Annotated in this window: 21 protein-coding genes; 13 read left to right on the top strand and 8 right to left on the bottom strand. The window is 73.7% G+C overall.

What is annotated here, in order from left to right; genetic code table 11:
- The first annotated feature begins 105 nt into the window (after positions 1-105).
- Genes AB0G32_RS12055 through AB0G32_RS12045 form a run of 3 tightly spaced genes read left to right on the top strand, consistent with a single transcriptional unit; the run spans position 106 to position 4,840 of the window.
- Positions 106-1,395, top strand: a complete 1,290-nt coding sequence (locus AB0G32_RS12055; protein WP_361161721.1) for a CaiB/BaiF CoA-transferase family protein — start codon at positions 106-108, stop codon at positions 1,393-1,395.
- Positions 1,392-2,606, top strand: a complete 1,215-nt coding sequence (locus AB0G32_RS12050; protein WP_361161719.1) for an acetyl-CoA C-acetyltransferase — start codon at positions 1,392-1,394, stop codon at positions 2,604-2,606. Before AB0G32_RS12055 ends, AB0G32_RS12050 begins: the two co-directional genes overlap by 4 nt.
- 35 nt (positions 2,607-2,641) lie before the next feature.
- Complete coding sequence (locus AB0G32_RS12045) at positions 2,642-4,840, top strand: 3-hydroxyacyl-CoA dehydrogenase NAD-binding domain-containing protein (protein ID WP_361161717.1); 2,199 nt, start codon at positions 2,642-2,644, stop codon at positions 4,838-4,840.
- A gap of 78 nt (positions 4,841-4,918) precedes the next feature.
- Here the strand turns inward: AB0G32_RS12045 and AB0G32_RS12040 are convergent, their stop codons facing one another.
- Positions 4,919-5,677: a MerR family transcriptional regulator gene (locus AB0G32_RS12040; protein WP_361161715.1), complete on the bottom strand. Its 759-nt coding sequence runs from the start codon at positions 5,675-5,677 to the stop codon at positions 4,919-4,921.
- Between the two features lie 255 nt (positions 5,678-5,932).
- On the opposite strand from AB0G32_RS12040, the gene AB0G32_RS12035 reads away from it, so the two are divergent.
- On the top strand, positions 5,933-7,387 hold the full coding sequence (locus tag AB0G32_RS12035; protein ID WP_361161714.1) for an amino acid permease: 1,455 nt from the start codon (positions 5,933-5,935) through the stop codon (positions 7,385-7,387).
- A 16-nt stretch (positions 7,388-7,403) separates the two neighbouring features.
- On the opposite strand, the gene AB0G32_RS12030 is transcribed toward AB0G32_RS12035, so the two are convergent.
- Positions 7,404-8,405 (bottom strand): WYL domain-containing protein, encoded by a 1,002-nt coding sequence (locus AB0G32_RS12030; RefSeq protein ID WP_361161712.1) that lies wholly within the window; start codon positions 8,403-8,405, stop codon positions 7,404-7,406.
- 158 nt (positions 8,406-8,563) lie between these two features.
- Between AB0G32_RS12030 and AB0G32_RS12025 the strand changes: the two genes are divergently transcribed.
- The 3 genes from AB0G32_RS12025 to AB0G32_RS12015 all read left to right on the top strand — a co-directional run bounded on the left by AB0G32_RS12025 (position 8,564) and on the right by AB0G32_RS12015 (position 12,166).
- Complete coding sequence (locus AB0G32_RS12025) at positions 8,564-8,962, top strand: VOC family protein (protein ID WP_361161988.1); 399 nt, start codon at positions 8,564-8,566, stop codon at positions 8,960-8,962.
- Positions 8,963-9,083: 121 nt separating this feature from the next.
- Entirely contained in the window at positions 9,084-10,328 is a 1,245-nt protein-coding gene (locus AB0G32_RS12020) for a M14 family metallocarboxypeptidase (protein ID WP_361161986.1), read from the top strand.
- 158 nt (positions 10,329-10,486) lie between these two features.
- Entirely contained in the window at positions 10,487-12,166 is a 1,680-nt protein-coding gene (locus tag AB0G32_RS12015; RefSeq protein WP_361161984.1) for a BCCT family transporter, read from the top strand.
- Positions 12,167-12,271: 105 nt separating this feature from the next.
- On the opposite strand, the gene AB0G32_RS12010 is transcribed toward AB0G32_RS12015, so the two are convergent.
- Complete coding sequence (locus AB0G32_RS12010) at positions 12,272-13,225, bottom strand: FAD-dependent oxidoreductase (protein ID WP_361161710.1); 954 nt, start codon at positions 13,223-13,225, stop codon at positions 12,272-12,274.
- Positions 13,226-13,291: 66 nt separating this feature from the next.
- Here AB0G32_RS12010 and AB0G32_RS12005 point away from each other — a divergent pair, with 66 nt between their 5' ends.
- Together AB0G32_RS12005 and AB0G32_RS12000 are read left to right on the top strand one after the other, a co-directional pair.
- A complete protein-coding gene (locus AB0G32_RS12005; RefSeq protein ID WP_361161708.1) occupies positions 13,292-14,320 on the top strand; it encodes an oxidoreductase in 1,029 nt (342 codons plus the stop codon).
- 36 nt (positions 14,321-14,356) lie between these two features.
- Positions 14,357-15,997 (top strand): ABC-F family ATP-binding cassette domain-containing protein, encoded by a 1,641-nt coding sequence (locus AB0G32_RS12000; protein WP_361161706.1) that lies wholly within the window; start codon positions 14,357-14,359, stop codon positions 15,995-15,997.
- A 27-nt stretch (positions 15,998-16,024) separates the two neighbouring features.
- On the opposite strand, the gene AB0G32_RS11995 is transcribed toward AB0G32_RS12000, so the two are convergent.
- The 3 genes from AB0G32_RS11995 to AB0G32_RS11985 all read right to left on the bottom strand — a co-directional run bounded on the left by AB0G32_RS11995 (position 16,025) and on the right by AB0G32_RS11985 (position 19,566).
- On the bottom strand, positions 16,025-18,385 hold the full coding sequence (locus tag AB0G32_RS11995) for a Tex family protein (RefSeq protein ID WP_361161704.1): 2,361 nt from the start codon (positions 18,383-18,385) through the stop codon (positions 16,025-16,027).
- Between the two features lie 103 nt (positions 18,386-18,488).
- Positions 18,489-18,620, bottom strand: coding sequence for an LPFR motif small protein (locus tag AB0G32_RS11990; protein ID WP_257027966.1), 132 nt, complete (start codon positions 18,618-18,620; stop codon positions 18,489-18,491).
- 76 nt (positions 18,621-18,696) lie between these two features.
- Positions 18,697-19,566 carry a hypothetical protein gene (locus AB0G32_RS11985; RefSeq protein ID WP_361161701.1) on the bottom strand — a complete coding sequence of 290 codons (870 nt, stop codon included), beginning with the start codon at positions 19,564-19,566 and terminating at the stop codon, positions 18,697-18,699.
- Between the two features lie 113 nt (positions 19,567-19,679).
- On the opposite strand from AB0G32_RS11985, the gene AB0G32_RS11980 reads away from it, so the two are divergent.
- Complete coding sequence (locus AB0G32_RS11980) at positions 19,680-20,639, top strand: GlxA family transcriptional regulator (protein ID WP_361161699.1); 960 nt, start codon at positions 19,680-19,682, stop codon at positions 20,637-20,639.
- 22 nt (positions 20,640-20,661) lie between these two features.
- On the top strand, positions 20,662-21,312 hold the full coding sequence (locus tag AB0G32_RS11975) for a DJ-1/PfpI family protein (protein ID WP_361161698.1): 651 nt from the start codon (positions 20,662-20,664) through the stop codon (positions 21,310-21,312).
- Here AB0G32_RS11975 and AB0G32_RS11970 read toward each other — a convergent pair.
- Entirely contained in the window at positions 21,284-22,039 is a 756-nt protein-coding gene (locus tag AB0G32_RS11970) for an enoyl-CoA hydratase/isomerase family protein (protein ID WP_361161696.1), read from the bottom strand. The two genes, AB0G32_RS11975 and AB0G32_RS11970, sit on opposite strands and share 29 nt — an antisense overlap.
- Positions 22,040-22,137: 98 nt before the next feature.
- Here AB0G32_RS11970 and AB0G32_RS11965 point away from each other — a divergent pair, with 98 nt between their 5' ends.
- Complete coding sequence (locus AB0G32_RS11965; RefSeq protein ID WP_361161694.1) at positions 22,138-22,710, top strand: DUF308 domain-containing protein; 573 nt, start codon at positions 22,138-22,140, stop codon at positions 22,708-22,710.
- Positions 22,711-22,875: 165 nt separating this feature from the next.
- Complete coding sequence (locus AB0G32_RS11960; protein WP_361161692.1) at positions 22,876-23,430, top strand: ATP-binding protein; 555 nt, start codon at positions 22,876-22,878, stop codon at positions 23,428-23,430.
- 24 nt (positions 23,431-23,454) lie between these two features.
- Here the strand turns inward: AB0G32_RS11960 and idi are convergent, their stop codons facing one another.
- Entirely contained in the window at positions 23,455-24,048 is a 594-nt protein-coding gene (gene idi / locus AB0G32_RS11955; RefSeq protein WP_361161690.1) for an isopentenyl-diphosphate Delta-isomerase, read from the bottom strand.
- Positions 24,049-24,796 lie beyond the last annotated feature (748 nt).

Raw genomic sequence — 24,796 nt, 5'->3', positions numbered from 1 at the left:
GGCGAAGCTTGGCCAAGCGCTTGCTCGTCCCCGCTCTTGTGCGGACCGCAACACGTTTCTAACATCACTGGTGTTACATCGTTGGTGTCACAGACTGGGGACCCGATGACCACGGCGACGACGCCCTCGCACGGTCCGCTCACCGGCGTGCGCGTGGTCGAGCTGGCCGGGATCGGCCCCGGCCCGTTCGCCGCGATGCTGCTGGCCGACCTCGGCGCCGACGTCGTACGGGTGGACCGACCGGGCGGCCCCGGCCTCGGTATCGACCCGGCCCACGACGTCACCCTCCGCAACAAGCGCTCGGTGCTCGTCGACCTCAAGGCACCCGACGGACCCGGCCGGGTCCTCGACCTCGCCGCCCGGGCCGACGTGCTGATCGAGGGCTACCGCCCCGGTGTCGCCGAGCGCCTCGGCATCGGCCCCGAGCCCTGTCGGGCCCGCAACCCGCGCCTGGTCTACGGCCGGATGACCGGCTGGGGCCAGTCCGGTCCGCTCGCCCGGCGGGCCGGCCACGACATCGGGTACATCGCCCTGACCGGCGCCCTCGGCCTGACCGGCGCCCCCGACGCGCCCCCGGCCGCCCCCGCCAACCTGCTCGGCGACTACGCGGGCGGCTCGCTCTACCTGGTCGTCGGCGTCCTGGCCGCGCTGCACCACGCGCGCGCGACCGGCACCGGACAGGTGGTGGACGCGGCCATCGTCGACGGCACCGCGCATCTGACCGCGATGATCCACGGCATGCTCGCGGCCGGCGGCTGGCAGGACCGGCGCGGCGTCAACCTGCTGGACGGCGGCTGCCCGTTCTACGGCACCTACGAGACCTCCGACGGCCGGTACATGGCGGTCGGCGCCCTGGAACAGCGGTTCTACGACGAGTTCATGACGCTGCTCGGCATCCCCGAACAGGCCCCGGCCCGCGACGACCCCGCCCGCTGGGACGAGCTGCGCGCGGCGATCGCGACCCGCTTCCGCACCCGCACCCGGGACGAGTGGACGGCCGTCTTCGCGGACTCCGACGCCTGCGTGGCGCCCGTGCTCGCGCTGCGCGAGGCCCCGCACCATCCGCATCTCGCCGCCCGCGCCACCTTCACCGACCACGGCGGCCTCACCCAGCCGGCCCCCGCCCCCCGCTTCTCCGCCACCCCGACCACCGTCCGCACCGGCCCCGCGCGCCCGGGCGCCGACACCGAGACGGTGGCCCGCGACTGGGACGTGCCCACGCTCACGACGCTGCCCGGCCCCGCGACGCTGCCCGGCCCCGCGCCGACGCCCGGCCCCGCGACAACGCCGCCCGGCCCCGCCCTGACGCCGACCCCCGCCCCGAAGCCCGAACCCCCGACAACACCCCACCCCCCGACAACCGACCAGCCCCCTCCCCGAAAGGCCGACCAGTGACCCCCGAAGCGTATGTGTACGACGCGATCCGCACCCCGCGCGGGCGCGGCAAGGCAAGCGGCGCCCTGCACGGCACCAAGCCCGTCGACCTGGTGGTCGGGCTCATCCACGAGATCCGCGCCCGCTTCCCCGGCCTGGACCCGGCCGCCGTCGACGACATCGTGCTCGGCGTGGTCGGCCCGGTCGGCGACCAGGGTTCCGACATCGCCCGGATCGCCGCCGTCGCCGCCGGACTGCCGGACACGGTGGCCGGCGTGCAGGAGAACCGCTTCTGTGCCTCGGGCCTGGAGGCCGTCAACATGGCCGCCGCCAAGGTGCGTTCCGGCTGGGAGGACCTGGTCCTGGCGGGCGGCGTGGAGTCCATGTCCCGGGTGCCGATGGCCTCGGACGGCGGCGCCTGGTTCAACGACCCGATGACCAACTACGACACCAACTTCGTGCCGCAGGGCATCGGCGCCGACCTGATCGCCACCATCGAGGGCTTCTCGCGCCGGGACGTGGACGAGTACGCGGCGCTGTCCCAGGAGCGGGCGGCGACCGCCTGGAAGGAGGGCCGCTTCGAGCGGTCCGTCGTGCCGGTCAAGGACCGCGGCGGCCTGACCGTCCTCGACCACGACGAGCACCTGCGGCCCGGCACCACCGCCGACTCCCTCGCCAAACTCAAGCCGTCCTTCGCGGACATCGGCGAACTCGGCGGTTTCGACGCGGTCGCGCTCCAGAAGTACCACTGGGTGGAGAAGATCGACCACGTCCACCACGCGGGCAACTCCTCCGGCATCGTGGACGGCGCCTCCCTGGTCGCCATCGGCTCCCGGGAGGTCGGTGAGCGCCACGGCCTCACCCCGCGCGCCCGGATCGTCTCCGCCGCCGTCTCCGGCTCCGAGCCCACCATCATGCTCACCGGGCCCGCCCCCGCCACCCGCAAGGCGCTGGCCAAGGCCGGGCTGACCATCGACGACATCGACCTGGTCGAGATCAACGAGGCGTTCGCGGCGGTCGTGCTGCGGTTCGTGAAGGACATGGGCCTGTCCCTGGACAAGGTCAACGTCAACGGCGGCGCGATCGCGCTCGGCCACCCGCTCGGCGCCACCGGCGCGATCATCCTCGGCACCCTCGTCGACGAACTGGAGCGCCAGGACAAGCGGTACGGCCTCGCCACCCTGTGCGTGGGCGGCGGCATGGGCATCGCCACCATCGTCGAGCGCGTCTGACCCCCTCCCGACGGATCACCAGGAGCATCCCCGCCATGAGCACCGAGTCCACCACCATCCGCTGGGAGCAGGACCGCAGCGGCGTCGTCACCCTCGTCCTGGACGACCCGGACCAGTCCGCGAACACCATGAACCGGGCGTTCGGCGCGTCCCTCGCCGCCGTCACCGACCGCCTGGAGGCCGAGCGGGACACCGTCCGGGGCGTCATCATCACCTCCGCCAAGAAGACCTTCTTCGCCGGCGGCGACCTGCGCGACCTGATCCGGGTCACCCCCGACACCGCCCAGGAGGCGTTCGACGCGGGGATGGCGGTCAAGCGGAACCTGCGCCGCATCGAGACCCTCGGCAAGCCGGTCGTCGCCGCGATCAACGGCGCGGCCCTCGGCGGCGGTTACGAGATCGCCCTCGCCTGCCACCACCGGGTCGCCCTGGACGCCCCCGGATCCAAGATCGGCCTGCCCGAGGTCACCCTCGGCCTGCTGCCCGGCGGCGGCGGTGTGGTGCGTACCGTCCGGCTGCTCGGCATCACCGACGCGCTGCTGAAGGTGCTGCTCCAGGGCACCCAGTACAGCCCGCGCCGCGCGGCGGACAACGGCCTGGTGCACGAGGTCGCCGACACCCCCGACGACCTGCTCGCCAGGGCCCGTGCCTTCATCGACGCCAACCCCGAGTCCGCCCAGCCCTGGGACCGGCCGGGCTACCGCATCCCCGGCGGCACCCCGAGCCACCCCAAGTTCGCCGCCAACCTGCCCGCCTTCCCGGCCAACCTGCGCAAGCAGACGGGCGGCGCGCCCTACCCGGCGCCGCGCGACATCATGGCCGCCGCCGTCGAGGGCGCCCAGGTCGACTTCGAGACCGCCCAGCTCATCGAGGCCCGCTACTTCGTGGAACTGGCCACCGGACAGACCGCGAAGAACATGATCCAGGCGTTCTTCTTCGACCTCCAGGCCGTCAACTCCGGCGCCAACCGCCCCAAGGACGTCGAGCCGCGCCAGGTCCGCCGGGCGGCCGTCCTCGGTGCCGGGATGATGGGCGCCGGCATCGCCTACTCGTGCGCCCGCGCGGGGATCGACGTCGTCCTGAAGGACGTGTCGCTGGAAGCCGCGCTCAAGGGCAAGGGCTACTCCGAGAAGCTGTGCGCCAAGGCGGTCTCCCGGGGCCGTACCACCCAGGAGAAGGCCGACGCGCTGCTGGCCCGGATCACCCCGACCGCCGAGGCCGCCGACCTCGCGGGCTGCGACGCGGTGATCGAAGCGGTGTTCGAGGACACCTCGCTCAAGCACAAGGTCTTCCAGGAGATCGAGCACGTCGTCGCGCCCGACGCCCTGCTCTGCTCCAACACCTCCACCCTCCCCATCACCGCCCTCGCCGAGGGCGTCGAGCGGCAGGCCGACTTCATCGGACTGCACTTCTTCTCGCCCGTCGACAAGATGCCGCTGGTGGAGATCATCAAGGGCGCCCGGACCGGCGACGCGGCCCTGGCCCGCGCCTTCGACCTGGTCCGGCAGATCAAGAAGACCCCGATCGTCGTCAACGACAGCCGCGGCTTCTTCACCTCCCGGGTCATCGGCCACTTCATCAACGAGGGCGTCGCCATGGTCGGCGAGGGCATCGAGCCCGCCTCCGTCGAACAGGCCGCCGCGCAGGCCGGCTACCCGGCCAAGGTGCTCTCCCTGATGGACGAGCTGACACTCACCCTGCCCCGCCGGATCCGCCAGGAGACGCGCCGGGCCGTGGAGGAGGCGGGCGGCACCTGGACCCCGCACCCCGCCGATACGGTCGTCGACCGCATGGTGGACGAGTTCGGCCGCCCCGGCCGCAGCGGCGGCGCCGGTTTCTACGCGTACGACGAGGACGGCAGGCGGGCCGGCCTGTGGCCCGGCCTGCGCGAGCACTTCACGAAGCCCGGGTACCGGATCCCGTTCCGGGACATGCAGGAGCGCATGCTGTTCGCCGAGGCGCTGGACACCGTCCGGCTCGTCGAGGAAGGCGTGCTCACCTCCGTCGCCGACGCCAACATCGGCTCGATCTTCGGCATCGGCTTCCCCGGCTGGACCGGCGGTGTCCTCCAGTACATCAACGGCTACGACGCCCACGGCGGGGCGGGTGCCGGCCTGCCCGGCTTCGTGGCCCGCGCCCGCGAACTGGCCGACCGCTACGGCGACCGCTTCACGCCGCCCGCGCTGCTGGTCGAGAAGGCGGCGAAGGGGGAGGTCTTCACGGACGCGCGCTGAACCGGCCCCGGCCTCCGGCCCCCGGGCGCCGTCCGACGGTGACCGGGGGCAGCGCCACGCGTCCCGCGAGGGGGCGGTTCAGGGACGGCCGGCAGGTCCGTCCGGCTGCCCGGCAGGGGGCGACTGCGTGAGCCACACCGCCAGCTCCTCCTTCAGCGACCGCTGGAAGGCCGTCAGCAGCGCCTGCACCACCAGCGGCTGCATGTGCGCGGACAGGGACCGCACATCCCGCGCGTCCCGGTCCGCCGTCTCGCCGCGCAGCAGCTCCGACAACTCGCGGGCGGCGGCCCGCGCGTGCCCGAGCAGCATGCCGCGCGCGCTGAGGATCGACTCCTGCGACAGCGGTACGTCCAGCAGCCGCACCCCGAGCCGGAACAGGGCGAGGTCGACGCGGTAGTCGTCCCCGTCGCCGTCGTCACCTCCGTCCCCGACGGCCTGGACGACGCCCATCGCCGCGAGCCGCTCGAGGTCGTCGTCGTCCAGCGCCCGCCCGGCCCGCCGCGCCAGTTCCTCGCGGCCGACCGTCGCCACGGCGTCCGGCGCCCAGGCGGCCACCACCGCCCGGTGGATGGCGAGGTCTCCCGCGCTGACGTCGGGCGGCAGCCGGTCCAGGTAGCGCTCGATGGCCGCCAGCGTCATGCCCTGCTGCTGGAGCTCCTCGATCAGCTCCAGCCGCGCCAGGTGCGCCCGGCCGTAGCGCCCCACCCGCCGGGGACCGATCACCGGCGGCGGCAGCAGCCCCCGGGTGCCGTAGAACCGGACCGTGCGCACCGTCACGCCCGCCCGCGCGGCCAGCTCGTCGACCGTGAGGGTCGGCTCTTCGGTGTCGGTCGTCATGTGCAGCAGTATCGCTGTCTCACCGGTGCTGTGACACCTCCCGCGCACCGGGTACGGAGCCGCGGGCACTGATGTGGACACCCGGCGCGGATCATGTGAGAAGTCGCCTCCTGTGACACTGGCCACCGCATGGGACCCCGGTGACGTGGGAAGGTGCCGTCTTGGTCTGTACCCCGACAAGGACGGTGGCGCGGGCCGAGACACGTACGGTCCCGGGCGCACCCCACCCGGGCGCACCAGAGAGTGGAACCACCCGTGAGCAAGGACGCCGTGGACACGGCACAGGCCGCCGGCCATCCCCAGCTGACCCAGGCGCCCGCGGACGCGGGCGACGCCGGTTACAGCAAGGACCTCAAGGCCCGCCACATCAACATGATCGCCATCGGCGGCGCGATCGGCACCGGCCTCTTCCTCGGCGCCGGCGGGCGCCTGCACGACGCCGGACCGGCGCTCGCCCTGGCCTACCTGGTCTGCGGCGTCTTCGCGTTCTTCGTCGTCCGGGCGCTCGGCGAGCTGGTGCTGCACCGGCCCTCGTCCGGCTCGTTCGTGTCGTACGCGCGCGAGTTCCTCGGCGAGAAGGGCGCCTACGTCGCCGGCTGGATGTACTTCCTGAACTGGTCGACCACCGGCATCGCCGACATCACCGCGATCGCGCTCTACACGCACTACTGGAGCGCGTTCACCAGCATCCCGCAGTGGGTGCTGGCGCTGATCGCCCTCGCCGTCGTGCTGGCGGTGAACCTGATCTCGGTGAAGATCTTCGGCGAGATGGAGTTCTGGTTCGCCATCGTCAAGGTCGCCACCCTGGTCGCGTTCATGCTGATCGGCATCTTCCTGCTGGCCACCCAGCACGACGTGGGCGGCCACACCCCCGGCCTCGCGATGATCACCGACCACGGCGGCCTGCTCCCGCACGGGGTGATGCCGGTGGTCCTGGTCATGCAGGGCGTGATCTTCGCGTACGCCGCCCTGGAACTGGTCGGCGTCGCCGCCGGCGAGACGGCCGAGCCGCACAAGGTCGTCCCGCGCGCGGTGAACTCGATCATGTGGCGGGTCGCCCTGTTCTACGTCGGCTCGGTCGTCCTGCTGGCCCTGCTGCTGCCCGGCTCGCTCTACTCCGGCGCCGAGAGCCCGTTCGTCACCGTGCTGTCCAAGGCCGGCGTCCCGGCCGCCGGCGACGTGATGAACCTCGTCGTCCTCACCGCCGCGATGTCGTCCCTGAACTCCGGCCTGTACTCCACCGGCCGCATCCTGCGCTCGATGGCGATGGCCGGCTCCGCGCCGAAGTTCACCGGCGTGATGAGCCGCACCCAGGTGCCCTACGGCGGCATCCTGCTGACCTGCGGTGTCTGTGTGCTCGGCGTCGCCCTGAACTTCCTGGTGCCGTCCCAGGCGTTCGAGATCGTGCTGAACGTGGCCTCCCTGGGCATCATCAGCACCTGGGTGATCATCATGCTCTGCCACCTGGTCTTCGTCCGGCGCTCCAAGGAGGGCCGTGTCACCCGGCCGCACTTCCGGCTGCCCTGGAGCCCCGTCACGGAGATCGCCACGATCGTCTTCCTGCTGGCGTGCCTGGGCATGATGTGGAACGACGAGGAGGTCGGCCGCCGCACGCTGCTCCTCATCCCGGTGATCGCGGTGCTGCTGGTGGCCGGCTGGTTCGGCGTCCGCCGCCGGGTCGGCGAAACCCCGACGCCCACGGAGAAGTAGCAGGTCGGGACCACTGTCAGTGGTCACCATTACGGTGCGCGGAGTCCGTGAGCCGGCGGGCGAGGGCCTCGACCAGGTCACGTAGCTCGTCCGGGTGTTCGATGGCGAACGGGAGGTCCAGCGCGGCCAGTACGCCGGGCAGCCAGTCGAGTCGCTCCACCCGCAGCGCGACCCGGTGCCAGGGCCCGGCCGCCGGATCCGCGTCGGCCGCCGGCGGCAGTTCCGTCACCACCGCCACGGCCGGCGGCAGCCGGGTGCGGATCAGCTCCGCCGTGCCCTGGATCCGCAGGGACACCTCGTGCCGGTACGGCGCCGTGGCGAGCGCGGTGAGCAGGCGCCGCGCCGGATCGGGCCGACCGGCCGGCGGCGTGAACGATCCGGGCAGCACCCGGGCACCGCTCATCCGGTCCAGCCGGAACGTGCGCTCCGCGCCGGTCGCGGGCTCCGTGGCCGTCACGTACAGCCGGCCCGAGTGGGCGACGAGCCCGTGCGGATGCAGCGTGCGCTCGCCGTGCCGGCCGGCCCCGGAGGTGTACCGCACCACGACCGGCCGGTGGTGGGCGACCGCGTCGGCGATCGTGAGCAGCACCGCGGCGTCCGGCGCCGCCGCCTCGCCCGGCGGCGCGGTGAAGGCGAGGGAGCCCAGCAGCGCGTCGAGCCGCGGCCGGGTCCGCTCGGGCAGCACGCGCCGGATCTTGGCCGCCGCCGTCTCGCTCGCCGTGGCCGTGGCCGCCGTCAGACCGGCCTGCCGGCCCGCGGCCAGACCGAGCAGTACGGCCAGCGCCTCCTCGTCGGTCAGCATCAGCGGCGGCAGGCGGTGTCCGGGGGCCAGCCGGTAGCCGCCGTAGCGGCCCCGCACCGACTCCACCGGCACGTCGAGGTCGAGGAGGTGACCGACGTAGCGCCGCACGGTGCGCTCGTCGACCTCCAGCCGGCCGGCGAGTTCGCCCACGGTGCGCACACCGCCCGACTGGAGGAGTTCCAGCAGGGCGAGTACACGGGCGAGGGGCCGGGGCATGCGACAAGTCTCCCGCACATACCGGGCGGGTTCCGCCCGGTATCGGCCGTAGCGTGCGTCCTGGAAACGCCGCACGACGACCACCACCAGCAGCAGCACCAGGAGAGATCCCCATGGCCCCCACGACCCCGACGACCCCCGCGACCCCCGCGACCCCCATGAACTTCGTCTCCGTCCGCGTCATCACCGACGACATCACCCGCCTCGTCGCCTTCTACGAGCGGGCCACCGGCATCGCGGCCGACTGGGCGACCGAGGACTTCGCCGAGCTGCGCACCGCCGCCGGCACGCTCGCCGTCGGCAGCACCCGCACCGTCCCGCTGTTCGCGCCCGGCTCCGCCCACCCGGCCGCCAACCGCAGCGTGATCCTCGAATTCCTCGTCGACGACGTGGACGCCGTGTACGAGAACCTCGCCGATACCGTGGAGGATTTCGTCAACGAACCGACCACGATGCCCTGGGGCAACCGCGCGCTGCTGTTCCGCGACCCCGACGGCAACCTGGTCAACTTCTTCACCCCGGTCACGCCGGCCGCCGCGGCGCGGTTCGGGCGCTGAGCCCGGCCCGGCCGCCCGCCCCCTTCTGCACGCGGGACTCCGGCTGTACCGTCCGCGCATGCCACAACGCATCCGCGGCACTGCCTGGAGACCGCTGGCGGCGGCGGCCACGGCCGCTCTCATGGCCACCTTCCTCACCCCCGCCGCGGCCGGCGCCACCAGCTCCCCGCCCCGGCCGCCCCGTACCGGCTTCGAGTCGTCGGACGGGGCCCGCTGGACCACCCAGCCCGAGGAACAGGCCCTCCTCGCCGCCGTCGACCGGACCGGCCGCCGGGCCGCCGTGGACCGTGTCGGCAGCACGGAGCAGGGCCGCCCGCTCCAGCTCGTCACCCTCGGCAGGCCGTCCGCCGCGCACCGGCTGCTCCTCGTGTGCAGCCAGCACGGTGACGAACCGTCCGGCCGCGAGGCATGCCTGTCCACCGTCCGCGACCTGGCCTACGCCCGCGACGCCCGCACCCGGCGCTTCCTGGACCGCACGGCAGTCCTGGTCGTGCCCACCGCCAACCCGGACGGCCGGGCCGCCGGCACCCGGGGCAACAGCGACGGCGTCGACATCAACCGCGACCACCTCGCCCTGGTGACGGCCGAGGCCCGCGCCCTGGCCGCCGTGGTCCGCGACCACCGGCCCGACATCGTCTACAACCTGCACGAGTACGGCGCCACACCCCCGTACTACGACAAGGACCTGTTCGACCTGTGGCCGCGCAACCGCAACACCGGCGCGGCGGTGCACGACGCGGCCGAGACGCTGTCCACCGGGTACGTCCGGCCCGCCGCCGGACGGGCCGGGTACACGACCGGTACGTACGGAATCTGGACCGACCCCGCCACCGGCGCGCCGATCCGGCAGACCGCCGGCGACGGCCAGGAGCGCATCCTGCGCAACATGACCGGCGTCAAGCACGCGGTCGGCCTGCTCGTCGAGAGCCGCGTCGACCCCGGCACCGAGGCCGAGCGGCAGGACCCGGCACTCAACAACCGGCGCCGCGTCGACTCCCAGCTGGCCGCCCTCGACGGCCTGTTCGACTTCAGTGACGCGCGGCGCGGACGCGTCGAGGCGGCCACGGACGCGGCCCGGCACGCCGGCCGCGCCGACACCGGACCGGTGTACACGGGCGGCGCCGACAACGACCCGCCCGAGCCGTCCGAGACCCTCGCCGACCCGCCCTGCGGCTACCGCCTCACCGCCGCCCAGTACGCCGAATTCGCGGACGAACTCCGGCTGCACGGGGTCCGAGTACGCCGGGACGGCGGCGACGGCGTACTGGTGCCGCTGCGGCAGCCGCTGCGCGCCCTGGTGCCGCTGCTGTTCGACGAGCGCGCCGCGTACCACATGACGGTGGGCGAGCCCGACACGGACTGCTGAGCGGGAGGGGGACGCGTCAAGTGTGGTAGCAGCGTACTCGGGGAACATCCCTTTCCTCACCCGCTAGGCGAAAGGTGCCGCTTGTGACGCATGACCCGCACGGCGACGAACCGCACCACGACCCGCACCACGATCAGGACCTCCGTCCGAAGGGCGCGCTGCCGGGTTCGGAAGCGGGCCTGCCCGGCCGGGAACGGCCCCGTACCGACCGTGTCGTCTTCGGTGTCACGGCGGTGCTGACGCTCGCCTTCGTGGTCTGGGGCGCCGTCGCGACGGACTCCCTGGAGGACGTCTCCAGCGACATGCTCGGCGGCCTGATGCACAACGGCGGCTGGGCGTTCGTGCTGGCGGCCTCGGGCTTCGTCGTCTTCGCCCTCTGGCTCGCCATCAGCCGCTACGGACGCATCCACCTGGGCGTCGAGGGTGAGGCACCCGAGTTCCGCACGGTGTCCTGGGTCGCGATGATGTTCAGTGCGGGCATGGGCATCGGTCTGATGTTCTACGGCGTCAGCGAACCGCTCTCGCACTACAGCACGGCCCCGCCGGGCACCGACCCGGCCGACTCCGGCGAACGCATGGAGACGGCCATGGCCACCACCCTCTTCCACTGGACGCTGCACCCCTGGGCGATCTACGCGGTGGTCGGGCTCGCCATCGCCTACAGCACCTTCCGCAGGCGCCGCCGGCAGACCATCAGCGCCGTGTTCACCCCGCTCATCGGCGAGAAGAACGCCAACGGCGGCCTGGGCCGGGTCATCGACATCCTCGCGATCGTCGCGACCGTCTTCGGCTCCGCCGCCTCCCTCGGCCTCGGCGCGCTCCAGATCGGCTCCGGGGTGCGGGAGCTGGACTGGCTGGACGAGGTGAGCACGACGCTGCTGGTCGTCATCATCGCGGTGCTCACGCTGGCGTTCGTGGCCTCCGCCGTCTCGGGCGTGGAGAAGGGCATCCAGTGGCTGTCCAACATCAACATGGTGCTGGCGCTGGTGCTGGCCCTGTTCGTGTTCGTCGCGGGCCCCACGGTGATAGTGCTGGACCTGCTGCCCACCTCGGTCTTCTCCTACCTCGGCGACCTGCCCGAACTCGCCGCCCGCACCGAGGCGTCCGGCGGCGACGGCGTCGCCGACTGGCTGGCGAGCTGGACCGTCTTCTACTGGGCCTGGTGGATCTCCTGGACCCCGTTCGTCGGCATGTTCATCGCGCGGATCAGCCGGGGCCGGACGATCAGGCAGTTCGTCGGCGGCGTCATCCTGGTGCCCAGCACGGTCAGCCTGATCTGGTTCGCGATCTTCGGCGGCGCGTCGATGAAGCTCCAGGAGCAGGGCCGGCTGGGGGAGGAGGCGACGCCCGAGGGCCAGCTGTTCGCCGTGCTCCAGGAGTTTCCCGTCGCCACCGTCACCAGCCTGCTGGTGATGATCCTGGTCGGCATCTTCTTCGTCTCCGGCGCGGACGCGGCGTCGATCGTGATGGGCACCCTGTCGCAGCGGGGCGCGCTCGAACCGAGCCGTCTGGTGATCATCTTCTGGGGTGTGGTCACCGGTGCGGTGGCCGCCATCATGCTGCTGGTCGGCAGCGGGCAGGGCGACGCGCTGACCGGACTCCAGAACCTCACCATCCTCGCCGCCGCCCCGTTCGTCATCGTGATGATCTTCATGTGCGTGGCCCTCATGCGCGACCTGCGCCGGGACCCGCTCATCGTGCGCGGTGAGATGGGTTCGGAGGCGGTGGAGATGGCCGTCGTCGAGGGACACCGCCGGTACGACGGGGAGTTCGAGATCAGGGTCGGCCCGGGACGCGGCCCGGAGACCGAGGGCGACCCGATCGGCGGCCACGACTGACCCCGGGCGGGCCCGGCGCCCCCGGCCCCCGCACCGCCGGCGCCGGTCCTCCCGCGGGCCCGCCGTCCCGGTGGCGCCGTACCGGCACCCCCGAAGACAGGAAGCTCACCGCCCCGCCAACCGAGCCGCCTCCTCGGCACACCCCCAGGCCACCGTGACGCCCGCGCCGCCGTGGCCGTAGTTGTGCACCAGGAGCCGCCCGTCCGGCAGGACGTCCCGCTCCAGCCGCACCGCGTCCCGCGCGGGCCGCAGCCCCACCCGGTGCGCCAGGACCCGCGCCCCGGCGATCTCCGGCCGCAGCGCCGCGCACCGGCGGACGATCGCCGCCGCCACCGCCGGGTCCGGCTCCGCCGACCAGGCGTCGTCCTCCGCCGTACCGCCCAGCACCAGCCGGTCCCCGTGCGGGAAGAAGTACGCCATCTCCCCGGAGACCGGGTCCGTGGACACCGTCCAGGTGCGGATGCCGGGGTTCGCCACCACGACCAACTGCCCCCGCACCGGCCGCACCGACGAGTCCGGCACCAGCGTCCGGGCCCCGAGCCCCGTGCAGTTGACCACCACCGGCGCGGCCGGCTCGCCGAGCCCGGCCACCGCCCGCGTCTCGACCGAACCGCCCGCCGCCAGCAACCGCCGGTACAGCCAGGGCAGATGAACCGACATGTCGATGAGCGGCAGCCGGGCCCACAGCCCCGACCCGCGGTACTCCTCGGCCGTCGCCGCCCGCAGCCCCGGCAGCCGCGCGGCCGCCCACCCGTCGACCTCGTGCCGCTCCGTCTCGCCCAGTACCCCTTCGACCATACGTACGCCGGTCAGTCCGGGGCGGGCCGCCAACTCCTCGTACACGTCCAGGGAGCGCAGCGCCCACGCGCGCGCCGCCGCGGCCGGCGCGATCCGGTACGGCCACCACAGCGCCCCCGCCACCGCCGAGGTGGTCCGCTCCACCGGCTCCCGGCTCCACACCCGCACCCGGCTGCCGCGCTCGGCCAGCACAACGGCGGTCGTCAGCCCGATCACGCCGCCGCCCACCACACCGACTTCGCCATCCAGTTCGGTTTCCACACGCGGACGGTAGCGGAACCCGTCCCGTCGTGCGCACATCGCCCCGGCAGCGGGAATACTCACCGCATGTCTGCCGAGTACACGACCTTCGGCCTGGCCCCGGCCGCCCGCACCGGGGGAGTCCTCGCCGGGGGTGCGTACCAGGTCCACCGCGATTTCCTCGACTTCATCGTCGACGGCCGGCCGCTGCTGTTCCGCCTCAGCGACCTGGACGCCGTCTCCCCGCTGGCCGCCGACGTGCCGCCCGCCATCTTCACCGCACAGGTCCGCGGGCTGCTGCTGGAGGCCGGCCCGCCGCTGCCCGACGGCCGGTACATCATCTACGGCTGCCCCGAGTGCGAGGACCTGGCGTGCGGCGCGGTGACCGCCGTGATCCGGCGGGACGGCGACGACTACGTCTGGCGGGACTTCGCCTGGCAGACCACCCCGGACGCCGACCTGACGCGCAACGGCTACCACGGCATCGGCCCGTTCCGGTTCCCCGGCGCCGAGTACCGCGCGGCCCTCGCGCCCCTGCTCGCCCAGGGGCCCGGCGCACCGCGCCGCCGGGTCCTGCTGATCGGCGCCCGGGCCGCCGCCCTGGGCCGGGTGGCCGCCGCGCTGCGCACCATCGACATCGGCGCCGACATCGCCCCGGACCTCGCCGACGCCTCCGCCGACGAACTGTGCCAGTACGGCGCCGTCGCCTTCGGCCCCGCGGTGCCGGAGGAGGCCCGCGCCGCCGTCCGGGCCGCGTTCACCGCGGCCGGCGCCACCGGCGTCGCCTACGTCGACGAGCCGGCCCCGATCGTCCCGGTCCTGGTCGCCCAGATCGAACACGCCCTCGACCGCACCCCGGCCGAACGGCGCCGGCTGACCGCCCTGGCCGTGACCGGCGCGGCGGCCGGCGTCGAGGTCACCTCGCCCTGCCGGATACGCCTCACCGCGTACCGGCTGGACCGGCTGCACCGCACCCGCGCCCACCAGGTCTTCGACGGCGTCCTGGAACCGGGCGTGCACCGACTCGCGCTGGCCGCCGGGGCGGTGAAGGGCCGCTCCTACCTGGTGGCCAGGGCGCCGGAGAGTGTGCTGGTGACGCACGGAAAACCCGGCTGAGCCGCCAGCGCCCCGGCGGCTAAAATCAGCGGCCTGATGACTGCCACCCTCGTCGCCAAGAACCTCGCCGCCGGCCACGGCGACCGCTCCCTGTTCGCCGGGCTCGACCTCGTCGTCGCCCCCGGTGACGTGATCGGCCTGGTCGGGCCCAACGGCGCCGGCAAGTCCACGCTGCTGCGGATGCTGGCCGGCCTCACCGCCCCGGAACAGGGCGAGCTGCGCCTGTCCCCGCCCACCGCCACCGTCGGCCACCTCCCGCAGGAGCCCGAGCGCCGGCCGGGGGAGACGGTGCGTGCCTTCCTGGCCCGGCGCACCGGCGTCGACGAGGCCCAGCGGACCATGGACGAGGCGACCCAGGCGCTGGTCGACGGCGCGCCCGGCGCCGACGACGCGTACGCCACCAGCCTGGAGCGCTGGCTGGCGCTCGGCGGCGCCGACCTCGACGACCGCGCCGAGGAGGTGGCCGCGACGCTCGGCCTCGCCGTCGGCCTCGACCAGCCGATGACGTCCCTCTCCGGCGGCCAGGCCGCCCGCGCCGGCCTCGCCTCCCTCCTGCTGTCCCGCTACGACCTCTTCCTCCTCGACGAGCCGACCAACGACCTCGACCTGGACGGCCTGGAACGCCTGGAACGCTTCGTCACCGGTCTGCGGGCCGGCACCGTCGTGGTCAGCCACGACCGCGAGTTCCTCGCCCGCACCGTCACCAAGGTCCTCGAACTCGACCTGGCCCAGCGGCAGATCAACCTCTACGGCGGCGGCTACGACGCCTACCTGGAGGAACGCGAGGTGGCCCGCCGGCACGCCCGGGACGAGTTCGAGGAGTTCGCCGACAAGCGGGCCGCCCTCCAGGACCGGGCCCAGATGCAGCGCTCCTGGATGGACAAGGGCGTCAAGAACGCCCGGCGCAAGGCGGCCAACGACAACGACAAGATCGGCCGCAAGTTCCGCAGCGAGGCCAGCGAGAAGCAGGCCGCCAAGGCCCGGCAGACCCAGCGCATGATCGAGCGGCTGGACGTCGTCGAGGAGCCCCGCAAGGAGTGGGAGCTGCGGATGGAGATCGCCTCCGCGCCGCGCTCCGGCGCGGTCGTGGCCACCCTGCGCGACGCCGAGGTGCGGCGCGACGGCTTCACGCTCGGTCCGGTCACCCTCCAGATCGACTGGGCCGACCGGGTCGCGGTCACCGGCGCCAACGGCGCGGGCAAGTCCACCCTGCTCGGCGCCCTGCTGGGCCGGGTCCCGCTGGACGCCGGGCACGCCGCGCTCGGCTCGGGCGTCCAGCTCGGCGAGGTCGACCAGGCCCGGGGCCTGTTCCACGGCCCCGAGCCGCTGCTCGACGCCTTCCAGACGGCGGTCCCGGACACCGAACCGGCCGAGGTCCGCACCCTGCTCGCCAAGTTCGGCCTGAAGGCGGACCACGTACTGCGCCCGGCGGCCACCCTCTCCCCGGGCGAGCGGACCCGGGCCGCCCTCGCCCTGCTCCAGGGCCGGGGCGTCAACCTGCTGGTCCTGGACGAGCCCACCAACCACCTCGACCTGCCGGCCATCGAACAGCTGGAGTCGGCCCTCGACTCCTACGCGGGCACCCTGCTCCTGGTCACCCACGACCGCCGGATGCTGGACGCGCTGCGGGTGACCCGCCGCCTGGAGGTGGCCGACGGCAAGGTGACGGAACGCTAGGCACGCCCCGGCACCTCACCCCGACGGCTACGCCAGGCCCGCCCGCTTCAGGGCGTCGGCCATCGCGCTGTTGGCGGGCGGCGCCGCCGGGCGCCCCTTGCCCTTGGCGCCCCCGCCGGACTGCTGCCGGCGCTGCTGCGGCGGCCGTCCGCCGCCCCGCTGCTGACGCGGCTGCTGCTCACCCGCGGACTTGGGCGCCGCCTCGTCGTCCAGCCGCAGGGTCAGCGAGATCCGCTTGCGCGGGATGTCGACGTCCAGCACCTTCACCTTGACGATGTCCCCGGGCTTGACCACGTCCCGGGGGTCCTTCACGAACGTCCTGGACAGCGCGGAGACGTGCGCGAGCCCGTCCTGGTGCACCCCGACGTCGATGAACGCCCCGAAGGCCGCCACGTTCGTCACGACCCCCTCCAGGACCATCCCCGAGGACAGGTCGGAGATCTTCTCCACGCCCTCCTTGAAGGTGGCCGTCCGGAAGGCGGGACGCGGGTCGCGGCCCGGCTTCTCCAGTTCCTTGAGGATGTCCGTCACCGTCGGCAGCCCGAACGTCTCGTCCACGAACTGCGCCGGCCTCAGCGACCGCAGCACCGAGGTGTTCCCGATCAGCGAGGCCACCTCCTGCCCGGCGGTCTTCACCATCCGGCGCACCACCGGATACGCCTCCGGGTGCACGCTGGAGGCGTCCAGCGGGTCGTGGCCGCCCCGGATCCGCAGGAAGCCCGCGCACTGCTCGTACGCCTTCGGGCCGAGCCGCGCGACCTTCTTCAGCTCGCCGCGGCCCTGGAAGGGACCGTTGGCGTCGCGGTGCGCCACGATGTTCTCCGCCAGCCCGGAGGTGATGCCGGAGACCCGGGCGAGCAGCGGCGCGGAGGCGGTGTTGACGTCCACCCCGACCCCGTTCACACAGTCCTCGACCACCGCGTCCAGCGAGCGGGACAGCTTCACCTCGGACAGGTCGTGCTGGTACTGGCCGACGCCGATCGACTTCGGGTCGATCTTCACCAGCTCGGCCAGCGGGTCCTGGAGCCGGCGGGCGATGGACACCGCGCCGCGCAGCGACACGTCCATGTCGGGCAGTTCCTGCGAGGCGAACGCCGAGGCCGAGTACACGGACGCGCCCGCCTCGGACACCATCACCTTCGTCAGCTTCAGCTCGGGGTGCCTGGTGATCAGTTCCCCGGCGAGCTTGTCGGTCTCGCGGGACGCCGTGCCGTTGCCGATGGCGATCAGCTCGACCGCGTGCTCCTTCGCCAGCCGCGCCAGCTTGCCGATCGCCTCGTCCCACCGGTTGGCCGGGACATGCGGGTGGATGACATCGGTCGCCACCACCTTCCCGGTCGCGTCGACCACGGCGACCTTCACGCCGGTACGGAAGCCGGGGTCCAGGCCGAGCGTGGCGCGGGTGCCCGCCGGGGCGGCCAGCAGCAGGTCGCGCAGGTTGGCCGCGAACACGTTCACCGCCGCGTCCTCGGCGGCCGTGCGCAGCCGCAGCCTGAGGTCGATGCCCAGGTGGACCAGGACCCGGGTGCGCCAGGCCCAGCGGACCGTGTCCTTGAGCCACTTGTCACCCGGCCGCCCGCGGTCGGAGATCCCGAACCGCGACGCGACGATCCCCTCGTACGACGACGGCCCGTCGGTGGGCTCCTCGGGCTCCAGCACCAGGTCGAGGACGTCCTCCTTCTCGCCGCGCAGCATCGCCAGGACGCGGTGCGAGGGCAGCTCGGTGAACGGCTCGGCGAAGTCGAAGTAGTCGGCGAACTTGGCGCCCGCCTCCTCCTTGCCCTCCTTCACCTTGGCGGCCAGCCGCCCGCGCGTCCACATCCGCTCGCGCAGCTCGCCGATGAGGTCGGCGTCCTCGGAGAACTTCTCGGTGAGGACGGCCCGCGCCCCGTCCAGCGCGGCCTGCGGGTCGGCCACCCCCTTGGCGGCGTCGACGAACGCGGCGGCCGCCGCGAGCGGCTCCACGCCCGGGTCGCTCAGCAGCCCCTCGGCCAGCGGCTGGAGACCGGCCTCGCGGGCGATCTGCGCCTTGGTGCGCCGCTTGGGCTTGTACGGCAGGTAGATGTCCTCCAGGCGGGCCTTGGTCTCGGCACCCCGGATCCGGTTCGCCAGCTCCTCGGTGAGCTTGCCCTGCTCCCGTACCGAGTCGAGGATCGCGGCCCGCCGTTCCTCCAGCTCCCGCAGATAGCGCAGCCGCTCCTCGAGCGTGCGCAACTGCGCGTCGTCGAGCATCTCGGTCGCTTCCTTGCGGTAGCGGGCGATGAAGGGCACGGTGGAGCCGCCGTCGAGCAGTTCCACCGCGGCCTTCACCTGCCGCTCCCGTACGCCGAGCTCCTCGGCGATCCTGCCTTCGATGGACCCAACGTCGATCGACTCGGGTGTCGTCACGATCCCGTACCGCCTTCTCACTGAGGTTGCGCGGCAATTGTGGCAGGCCGCACCGACACTCGGGGATCAGGGCGGGACTCCGGGCAGGTCGGCGGCGGCGCGCTCAGGCCCGCCGGCCGCGGGTCGAGCTGGACGCCCCGCCGAACAGCCGGGCCAGGGCCCGGAAGGGCAGCGTGACGACGGTCGCGATGGCGCCGCCGATCTGGCGCAGCACGTCTGCGATGGCACGGAACACGAAAGCCTCCCTTTGTCCACCCGGCCGGTCCGGCCGGATGAACACCGGGTACCTCGTCGGCGGCCCGATATGCCGGTCAGCCCTTGCCGAGCAGGTCCGCCGGGAAGGCGCCGGCGCCCAGGGCGGTGCGGGCGAACGCCGTGCCCAGTTCGGTGAGGCGGGCGATACCCGGCTCACCGAGGTGCTCGTAGGGACCGGCGTCCAGGCGGTCCGTCTCCCGTTCGATCTCCGCGCGGAGCGCCACGCCCGCCTCGGTCAGCTCCCCGGCGGCGTCGAGCAGGCCGCGCTCCCGCAGCCGGGCGACGGCGGCGTCCCACTCCTGCCGGGTCCAGCCGCGGGTGCCGAACACCCACTTGGGGGTCAGCCCCTTGCCGGTCGCCGTGTGCGTCACCAGCGCCTCCAGGCCGTCCAGCCCCGCGGCCATGAGCACCGCCAGGTGCCCGTCGCCGCGGTGCTCGCGCAGCAGCGTCGCGGCGTGCCAGTACGCCAGGTGCGGCGCGCCCGGCACCGGCAGGTCGGCGTGGGCGGAGTACAGCGGCCGGGCGGCCCGGGTACAGCCCTCGGCGGCCCGCAGCGCCAGCCCGGCGGCCTCCGCCATCTCCGCCGACGCCAGGACCCGGTCGCCCAGCAGACGGCGCAGGGTGGCGTCGACGGCACGCGCGCGTGCCGCGAGGGCCTGCTCGGGGGCGACCGTCGACCAGACGGCCGGGACGTGCCGGGCGACCAGGTCGTGCTTGTAGTTGTAGAACGCGGCGGTGACCGCGCCGGCGCCGACCGGCCCCAGCGCGGCGGCCCGGGCGGCGAAGTTGACGGCCCGCGGGTCGGTGACTCCGAGGGCACCCAGCTCCCGCCCCAGGTCGGGCGAGAAGTAGTGCGTCGAGTGCAGTGAGTTGAGCACGTTGTGACAGCGGCGGGCAGGGCGCCGGTCGATGGCGGCAGTCGTCATGCACGGCACGTTACCAACCGGTAGGTATGTACGGAACGGCTGTGCCGCCGATGGCCGGAAAGGTGGGCAGCCCGTCATTGCGGACGCCCGCCGGCCGCCCGGAGAATCGGCGCATGACGCAGCGAACCGTCCTCGTCGTCCTCTTCGACGAGGTGCAGAGCCTCGACGTCACCGGCCCCCTGGAGGTGTTCACCGGCGCGGCGAAGGTGGTCCCGGGCGCGTACCGGGTCCGCACGGCCGCCCTCGGCGACGGCCCGGTACGCACCTCCAGCGGACTGACCCTCGTACCCGACCTGCCCCTCGCCGCGGCGCCCGCGCCGGACATCCTGCTGGTGCCCGGCGGCGCGGGCACCCGCCGCCCCGACCGGCCGCTGACCGACTGGCTGCGCGCGCACGGCCCGCGCGCCGGCCGGCTGGTCTCCGTCTGCACCGGCGCGATCCGGCTCGCCGAGGCCGGCCTGCTGGACGGCCGCCGCGCCACCACCCACTGGGCGTACTGCGACCGGCTCGCCCGCGACCACCCGGCCGTGCACGTCGACCCCGACCCGATCTACGTCCGCGACGGCCACGTCGCCACCTCCGCCGGCGTCACCGCGGGCATCGACCTCGCCCTCGCCCTGGTGGAGGAGGACCTGGGCCGGGACACCGCCCTGACCGTCGCCCGCAACCTCGTGGTCTTCCTGCGCCGGCCCGGCAACCAGGCCCAGTTCAGCGCCCAGCTCGCCGCCCAGACCGCCCGCCGCGAGCCGCTGCGCGACGTCCAGCAGTTCATCAGCGAACATCCCGGCGCCGACCTCGGGGTGGAGTCCCTCGCCGCCCGCGCCCGGCTCTCGCCCCGCCACTTCGCCCGCGCCTTCCGCGCCGAGACCGGCACGACCCCCGGCCGCTACGTCGACCGGGTCCGCGTCGAACACGCCCGCCGCCTGCTGGCGGACACCCGGGCCGGCGTCGAGGAGATCTCCCGCGCCTGCGGCTACGGCACCCCCGAGGCGATGCGCCGCGCCTTCGTGAAGACCCTGGGCACCTCCCCGGCCGAGTACCGCCGCCGGTTCCACCCCACCGCCACCCGCTGACCCCGCACCGGAAGGACCCTTCGTGCAGATCGCCATCGTCCTCTACGACCGCTTCACCGCCCTCGACGCCGTCGGCCCGTACGAGACCCTCGGCCGCCTGCCGGGCGCCGGCACCGTCTTCGTCGCCGAGGAGACCGGACCGGTACGCACCGACACCGGCAACCTGGCGCTGGTCGCCGACCGGACCCTGGCCGACGTGCCCGCCCCGGACCTCGTCGTGGTCCCCGGCGGTCCCGGCCAGAGCGCCCAGATGGACAACACGGTCCTGCTCGACTGGCTCCGTACCGCCGACGCCACCAGCACCTGGACCACCTCGGTCTGCACCGGCTCGCTGCTGCTGGCCGCCGCCGGACTGCTGCGCGGGCGCCGGGCCACCTCGCACTGGCTGGCCCTGGACGCCCTGTCGCGGCACGGCGCCGAACCGGCCGCCGAGCGGGTGGTCACCGACGGCAAGTACGTCACCGCGGCCGGTGTCTCCGCCGGCATCGACATGGGTCTGACCCTGCTCGGCCGGATCGCCGGCGACGACCACGCGCGCGCCGTCCAGCTGCTGACCGAGTACGACCCCCAGCCGCCCTACGACGCCGGTTCCCCCGACAGGGCGCCCGCCCATCTGGTGGCCAGGCTCCGCGAAGGGAGCCGGTTCAGCCCGACCCGGGAGCGCTCCAGGTGAAGCGCGGCGGACGGCGCTCCAGGAACGCCGCGACCCCTTCCGCGGTCTCCCCGCCGGTCTCCGCCTGCGCCACCCAGTACGCCTCCCGGCCGGCCCGCCCGTCCGTGAACTCCTTCGCCGCCGCCTGCGTCAGCGCCGACCGGGACACCAGCACCCGGGCGAACTCCGCGACCCGCGCGTCCAGCCCGCCGGCCGGCAGCACCTCGTCGACCAGGCCCGTGCGCAGCGCCCGCCCGGTCCCGATCAGCTCGCCCGAGAACAGCAGGTACTTCGCCGTCGCCGGACCCACCAGCGACGCCAGCCGCCGGGTGGCGGACGCCGGATAGACCACCCCCAGCCGGGCCGGGGTCACCCCGAACAGCGCCCCCTCCTCGGCGAACCGCAGATCACAGGCGGCCGCCAGCTGCACCCCGCCGCCCACGCAGTGCCCGCGGACCGCCGCCAGCGTCGGTTTGGGGAAGGCCGCCAGCGCCTCCTCCGCGTCCACGGCCAGCCGCTGCGCCCGCTGGGCCCCGCCGGCCAGCGTGGCGATGTCCGCGCCGGCGCAGAAGGTGCCGCCCGCGCCGGTGAGCACCAGCGCCCGGACCGCCGGATCGGCGGCGAGGGCGTCCAGCAGCGGGGGCAGCGCCCGCCACATCGCGGCCGTCATGGCGTTGCGCTTGGCGGGGCGGTCGATGACGACGGTGGCCACCGCGTCCGAGACGCGATGCGGCAGCTGAGGCTCCATGCGCCGGATGTTACCGGCCGGTTCCGGACCGCCCGCCCGGCGTGTTAGGCAAATGCCAACAAAGGGGACTTGTTGGGCACCGGCTCAAGGAGGCGTCCATGACCACGTCGACCACCTCCCCGCGCGGGGCGGCGAAGCTCAACCGGAGCTTCGGCCTGCTCGCGGCGCTCGGCGTACTGCTGCTGATCGCCGGTCTCGTCGGGCTCGTCTACACCGGGTTCGCCACCCTGACCTCGATGCTGCTGTTCGGCTGGCTGCTGCTGGTCGGCGGGGTCGTCGGCCTGCTGCACGCGGTCCAGTCCCGCGGCAGCAGCTTCCTCTGGCTCGGCGTCATCGTCGCCGCCCTGAACATCGCCGCCGGGGTGGTGGTCATCGCCAAGCCGCACGCGGCCGCCGCCGCCCTGACCATGTTCGCCGCGCTGCTGTTCCTCACCGCCGGACTCTTCCGGCTGGTCGGCAGCGTCGCCGTACGCGGCCCGCAGTTCGGCTGGACGCTGCTGCTCGGCGTCTTCGACCTGCTGCTCGGCGTCCTCGTGCTGGCCTCGTGGCCGAGCAGCAGCAAGTACGTCATCGGTACGTTCTTCTCGCTGGCCCTGCTCTTCGACGGCCTCGGCCTGATCGCCACCGGCTTCGGCGGCCGCCGGATCGTCGGCATGGTGTCCGAACGCTGAGACGCCAAACCCGTACAACCCGAATAGTTCGCCGAGACGGTACGGCCGGGACAGGATCAGTCCCACAACTGACCGTGTCATACGCCGACGATCAAAACCGTTCGATACGCGCTGACTTGCGTTCAGGACCTCGGGGCGGAGCGACTCGTTACCAACACTCGGGGTGTGGTGACAATCGAGCGCAAGGGTGGCGACCCGACGATGGACGACCACGGGCGGGAGGACGGCGCGGCCCCGGACCCGGGGCCCCAGCCGCATCCGGCGGCGGACAAACCCGCGGACGCCACGGACCCCCTGCCCCACGAGGGCGTCTGGCGGTTCACCGCCCCCTGCGTCGAGGCGTCCGTCCCCCATGCCCGGCACGCCGTGCGCGACCTGCTGGGCCGCCAGGGCGTACCGGTCTCGGCCGACGTGGCCGACGGACTGCTGCTGATCGTCTCAGAACTGGTCACCAACGCCGTCCGGCACGCGGCGGTGCTCTCGCCGACGCTCGCCGTGGAGGTGGCCGTCGGCTCCGACTGGATCCGGCTGTCCGTCGAGGACAACCACCCCTACCGCCCGACCGCCCTGGAGACCGACCACGCCCGGACCGGCGGCCGGGGCCTGCTGCTGGTCCGGGAGATCACCCGGGAGGCCGGCGGCGCCTGCGACGTCGCCCGCACGGCGAGCGGCGGCAAGGTGGTCTGGGTCGCCCTGCCGCTCGAACACGCTCTCCGGTAGCTCCGGGCCGCCGCCGGCCGGGGCTCACCAGCCGGCCGACGGGCCCGTCAGCTCCCGGACGGCCGGCCGCGCCGCGTCCAGCACCGTCATGAACCACGCCGAGAAGGTGTCCCGCGCGTGCCGCTCGGCCAGCTCGGCCGGGGTGACGAAGACGGTCTCGGCGACCTCCTCCGGATCGGGCCGCGGCGCCGCCTGCACCAGGCCCACGAAGAGGTGGTTGTACTCCTGCTCCACCAGGCCCGAGGCCGGGTCCGGGTGGTTGTAGCGCACCGTGCCCGCCTCGGCGAGCAGCGACGGGGAGACGCCCAGCTCCTCGAAGGTGCGCCGGGCCGCCGCCGCGAACGGCGCCTCGCCGGGGTAGGGGTGGCCGCAGCAGGTGTTGGACCACACGCCGGGGGAGTGGTACTTGCCCAGCGCCCGCTGCTGGAGCAGCAGCCGGCCGCGCTCGTCGAACAGGAACACGGAGAAGGCGCGGTGCAGCCGGCCGGGCGGCTGGTGCGCGGCGAGCTTCTCCGCCGTGCCGATCGTGACGCCGTCCTCGTCGACGAGTTCCAGCAGAATCGCGTCCGCGGTGCCGTTCGACGAACTGTGCGTCGCGGTGGCAGGAGTGATCGGCATACCCATCCTTCGCATCGGTCCTCGCGCCCCAAGTGTGCCGTACCCGGTCGGCGCTCCCGGCGCTTCCCCGTCCCGCCCGCATGTCCCGCGGCACCGCGCGGGGGCAACGGACGTGACCGGCCGGACGCCGGAGCGGGGCCCGATAGGTGATCGTGCCCGGTGCCCCGGACGCGGAACCGTCCGGGGCGGGCCTGTCGCCACTCAGGACGCCCACCGACCGGCGGACGGCTGCGTTCCCCAGCGCGCGACCTCAAAAAAGCGCCCCCACCCCGCCCCCCACGCCTCCTTTCGGGGCCCGCGTGCGCTCGCCGGAGGCCCGCGCGCTCTCCCGGGACTCGCGTGCACTCTCCGGGAGCTCACGCGCACCTCCCTGGCGTCCGCGTGTGCTCTCCTGGGGTCCGCGTGTGCTCTCTTGGGGTCCGCGTGTGCTCTCTTGGGGTCCGCGTGCGCTCTCCCGGGGTCCGCGTTCTCCGGGGCTCGCGTGCTCTGCCGGGGCCCGTGTCTTGGTGGGGCCGGCGTGCTCTCCCTGCCGGGGCCCGCGTGCTATTCCGAGGCCGGTGCCTTCTCCCTGGGGCCGTGCGCTTTCCCGGCGTCCGCGCGCACTTCCCTGGCGTCCGCGTGTGCTCTCTTGGGGCCCGCGTGCGCTCTCTTGGGGTCCGCGTTCTCCGGGGCTCGCGTGCTCTGCCGGGGCCCGTGTCTTGGTGGGGCCGGCGTGCTCTCCCTGCCGGGGCCCGCGTGCTATTCCGAG

This window comes from Streptomyces sp. NPDC023723 (genome assembly GCF_040639815.1).
Classification (GTDB): Bacteria; Actinomycetota; Actinomycetes; order Streptomycetales; family Streptomycetaceae; genus Streptomyces.
The sequence above is the reverse complement of the archived record's forward strand: the minus strand, read 5'-3'. Positions and strand labels throughout refer to the sequence as shown.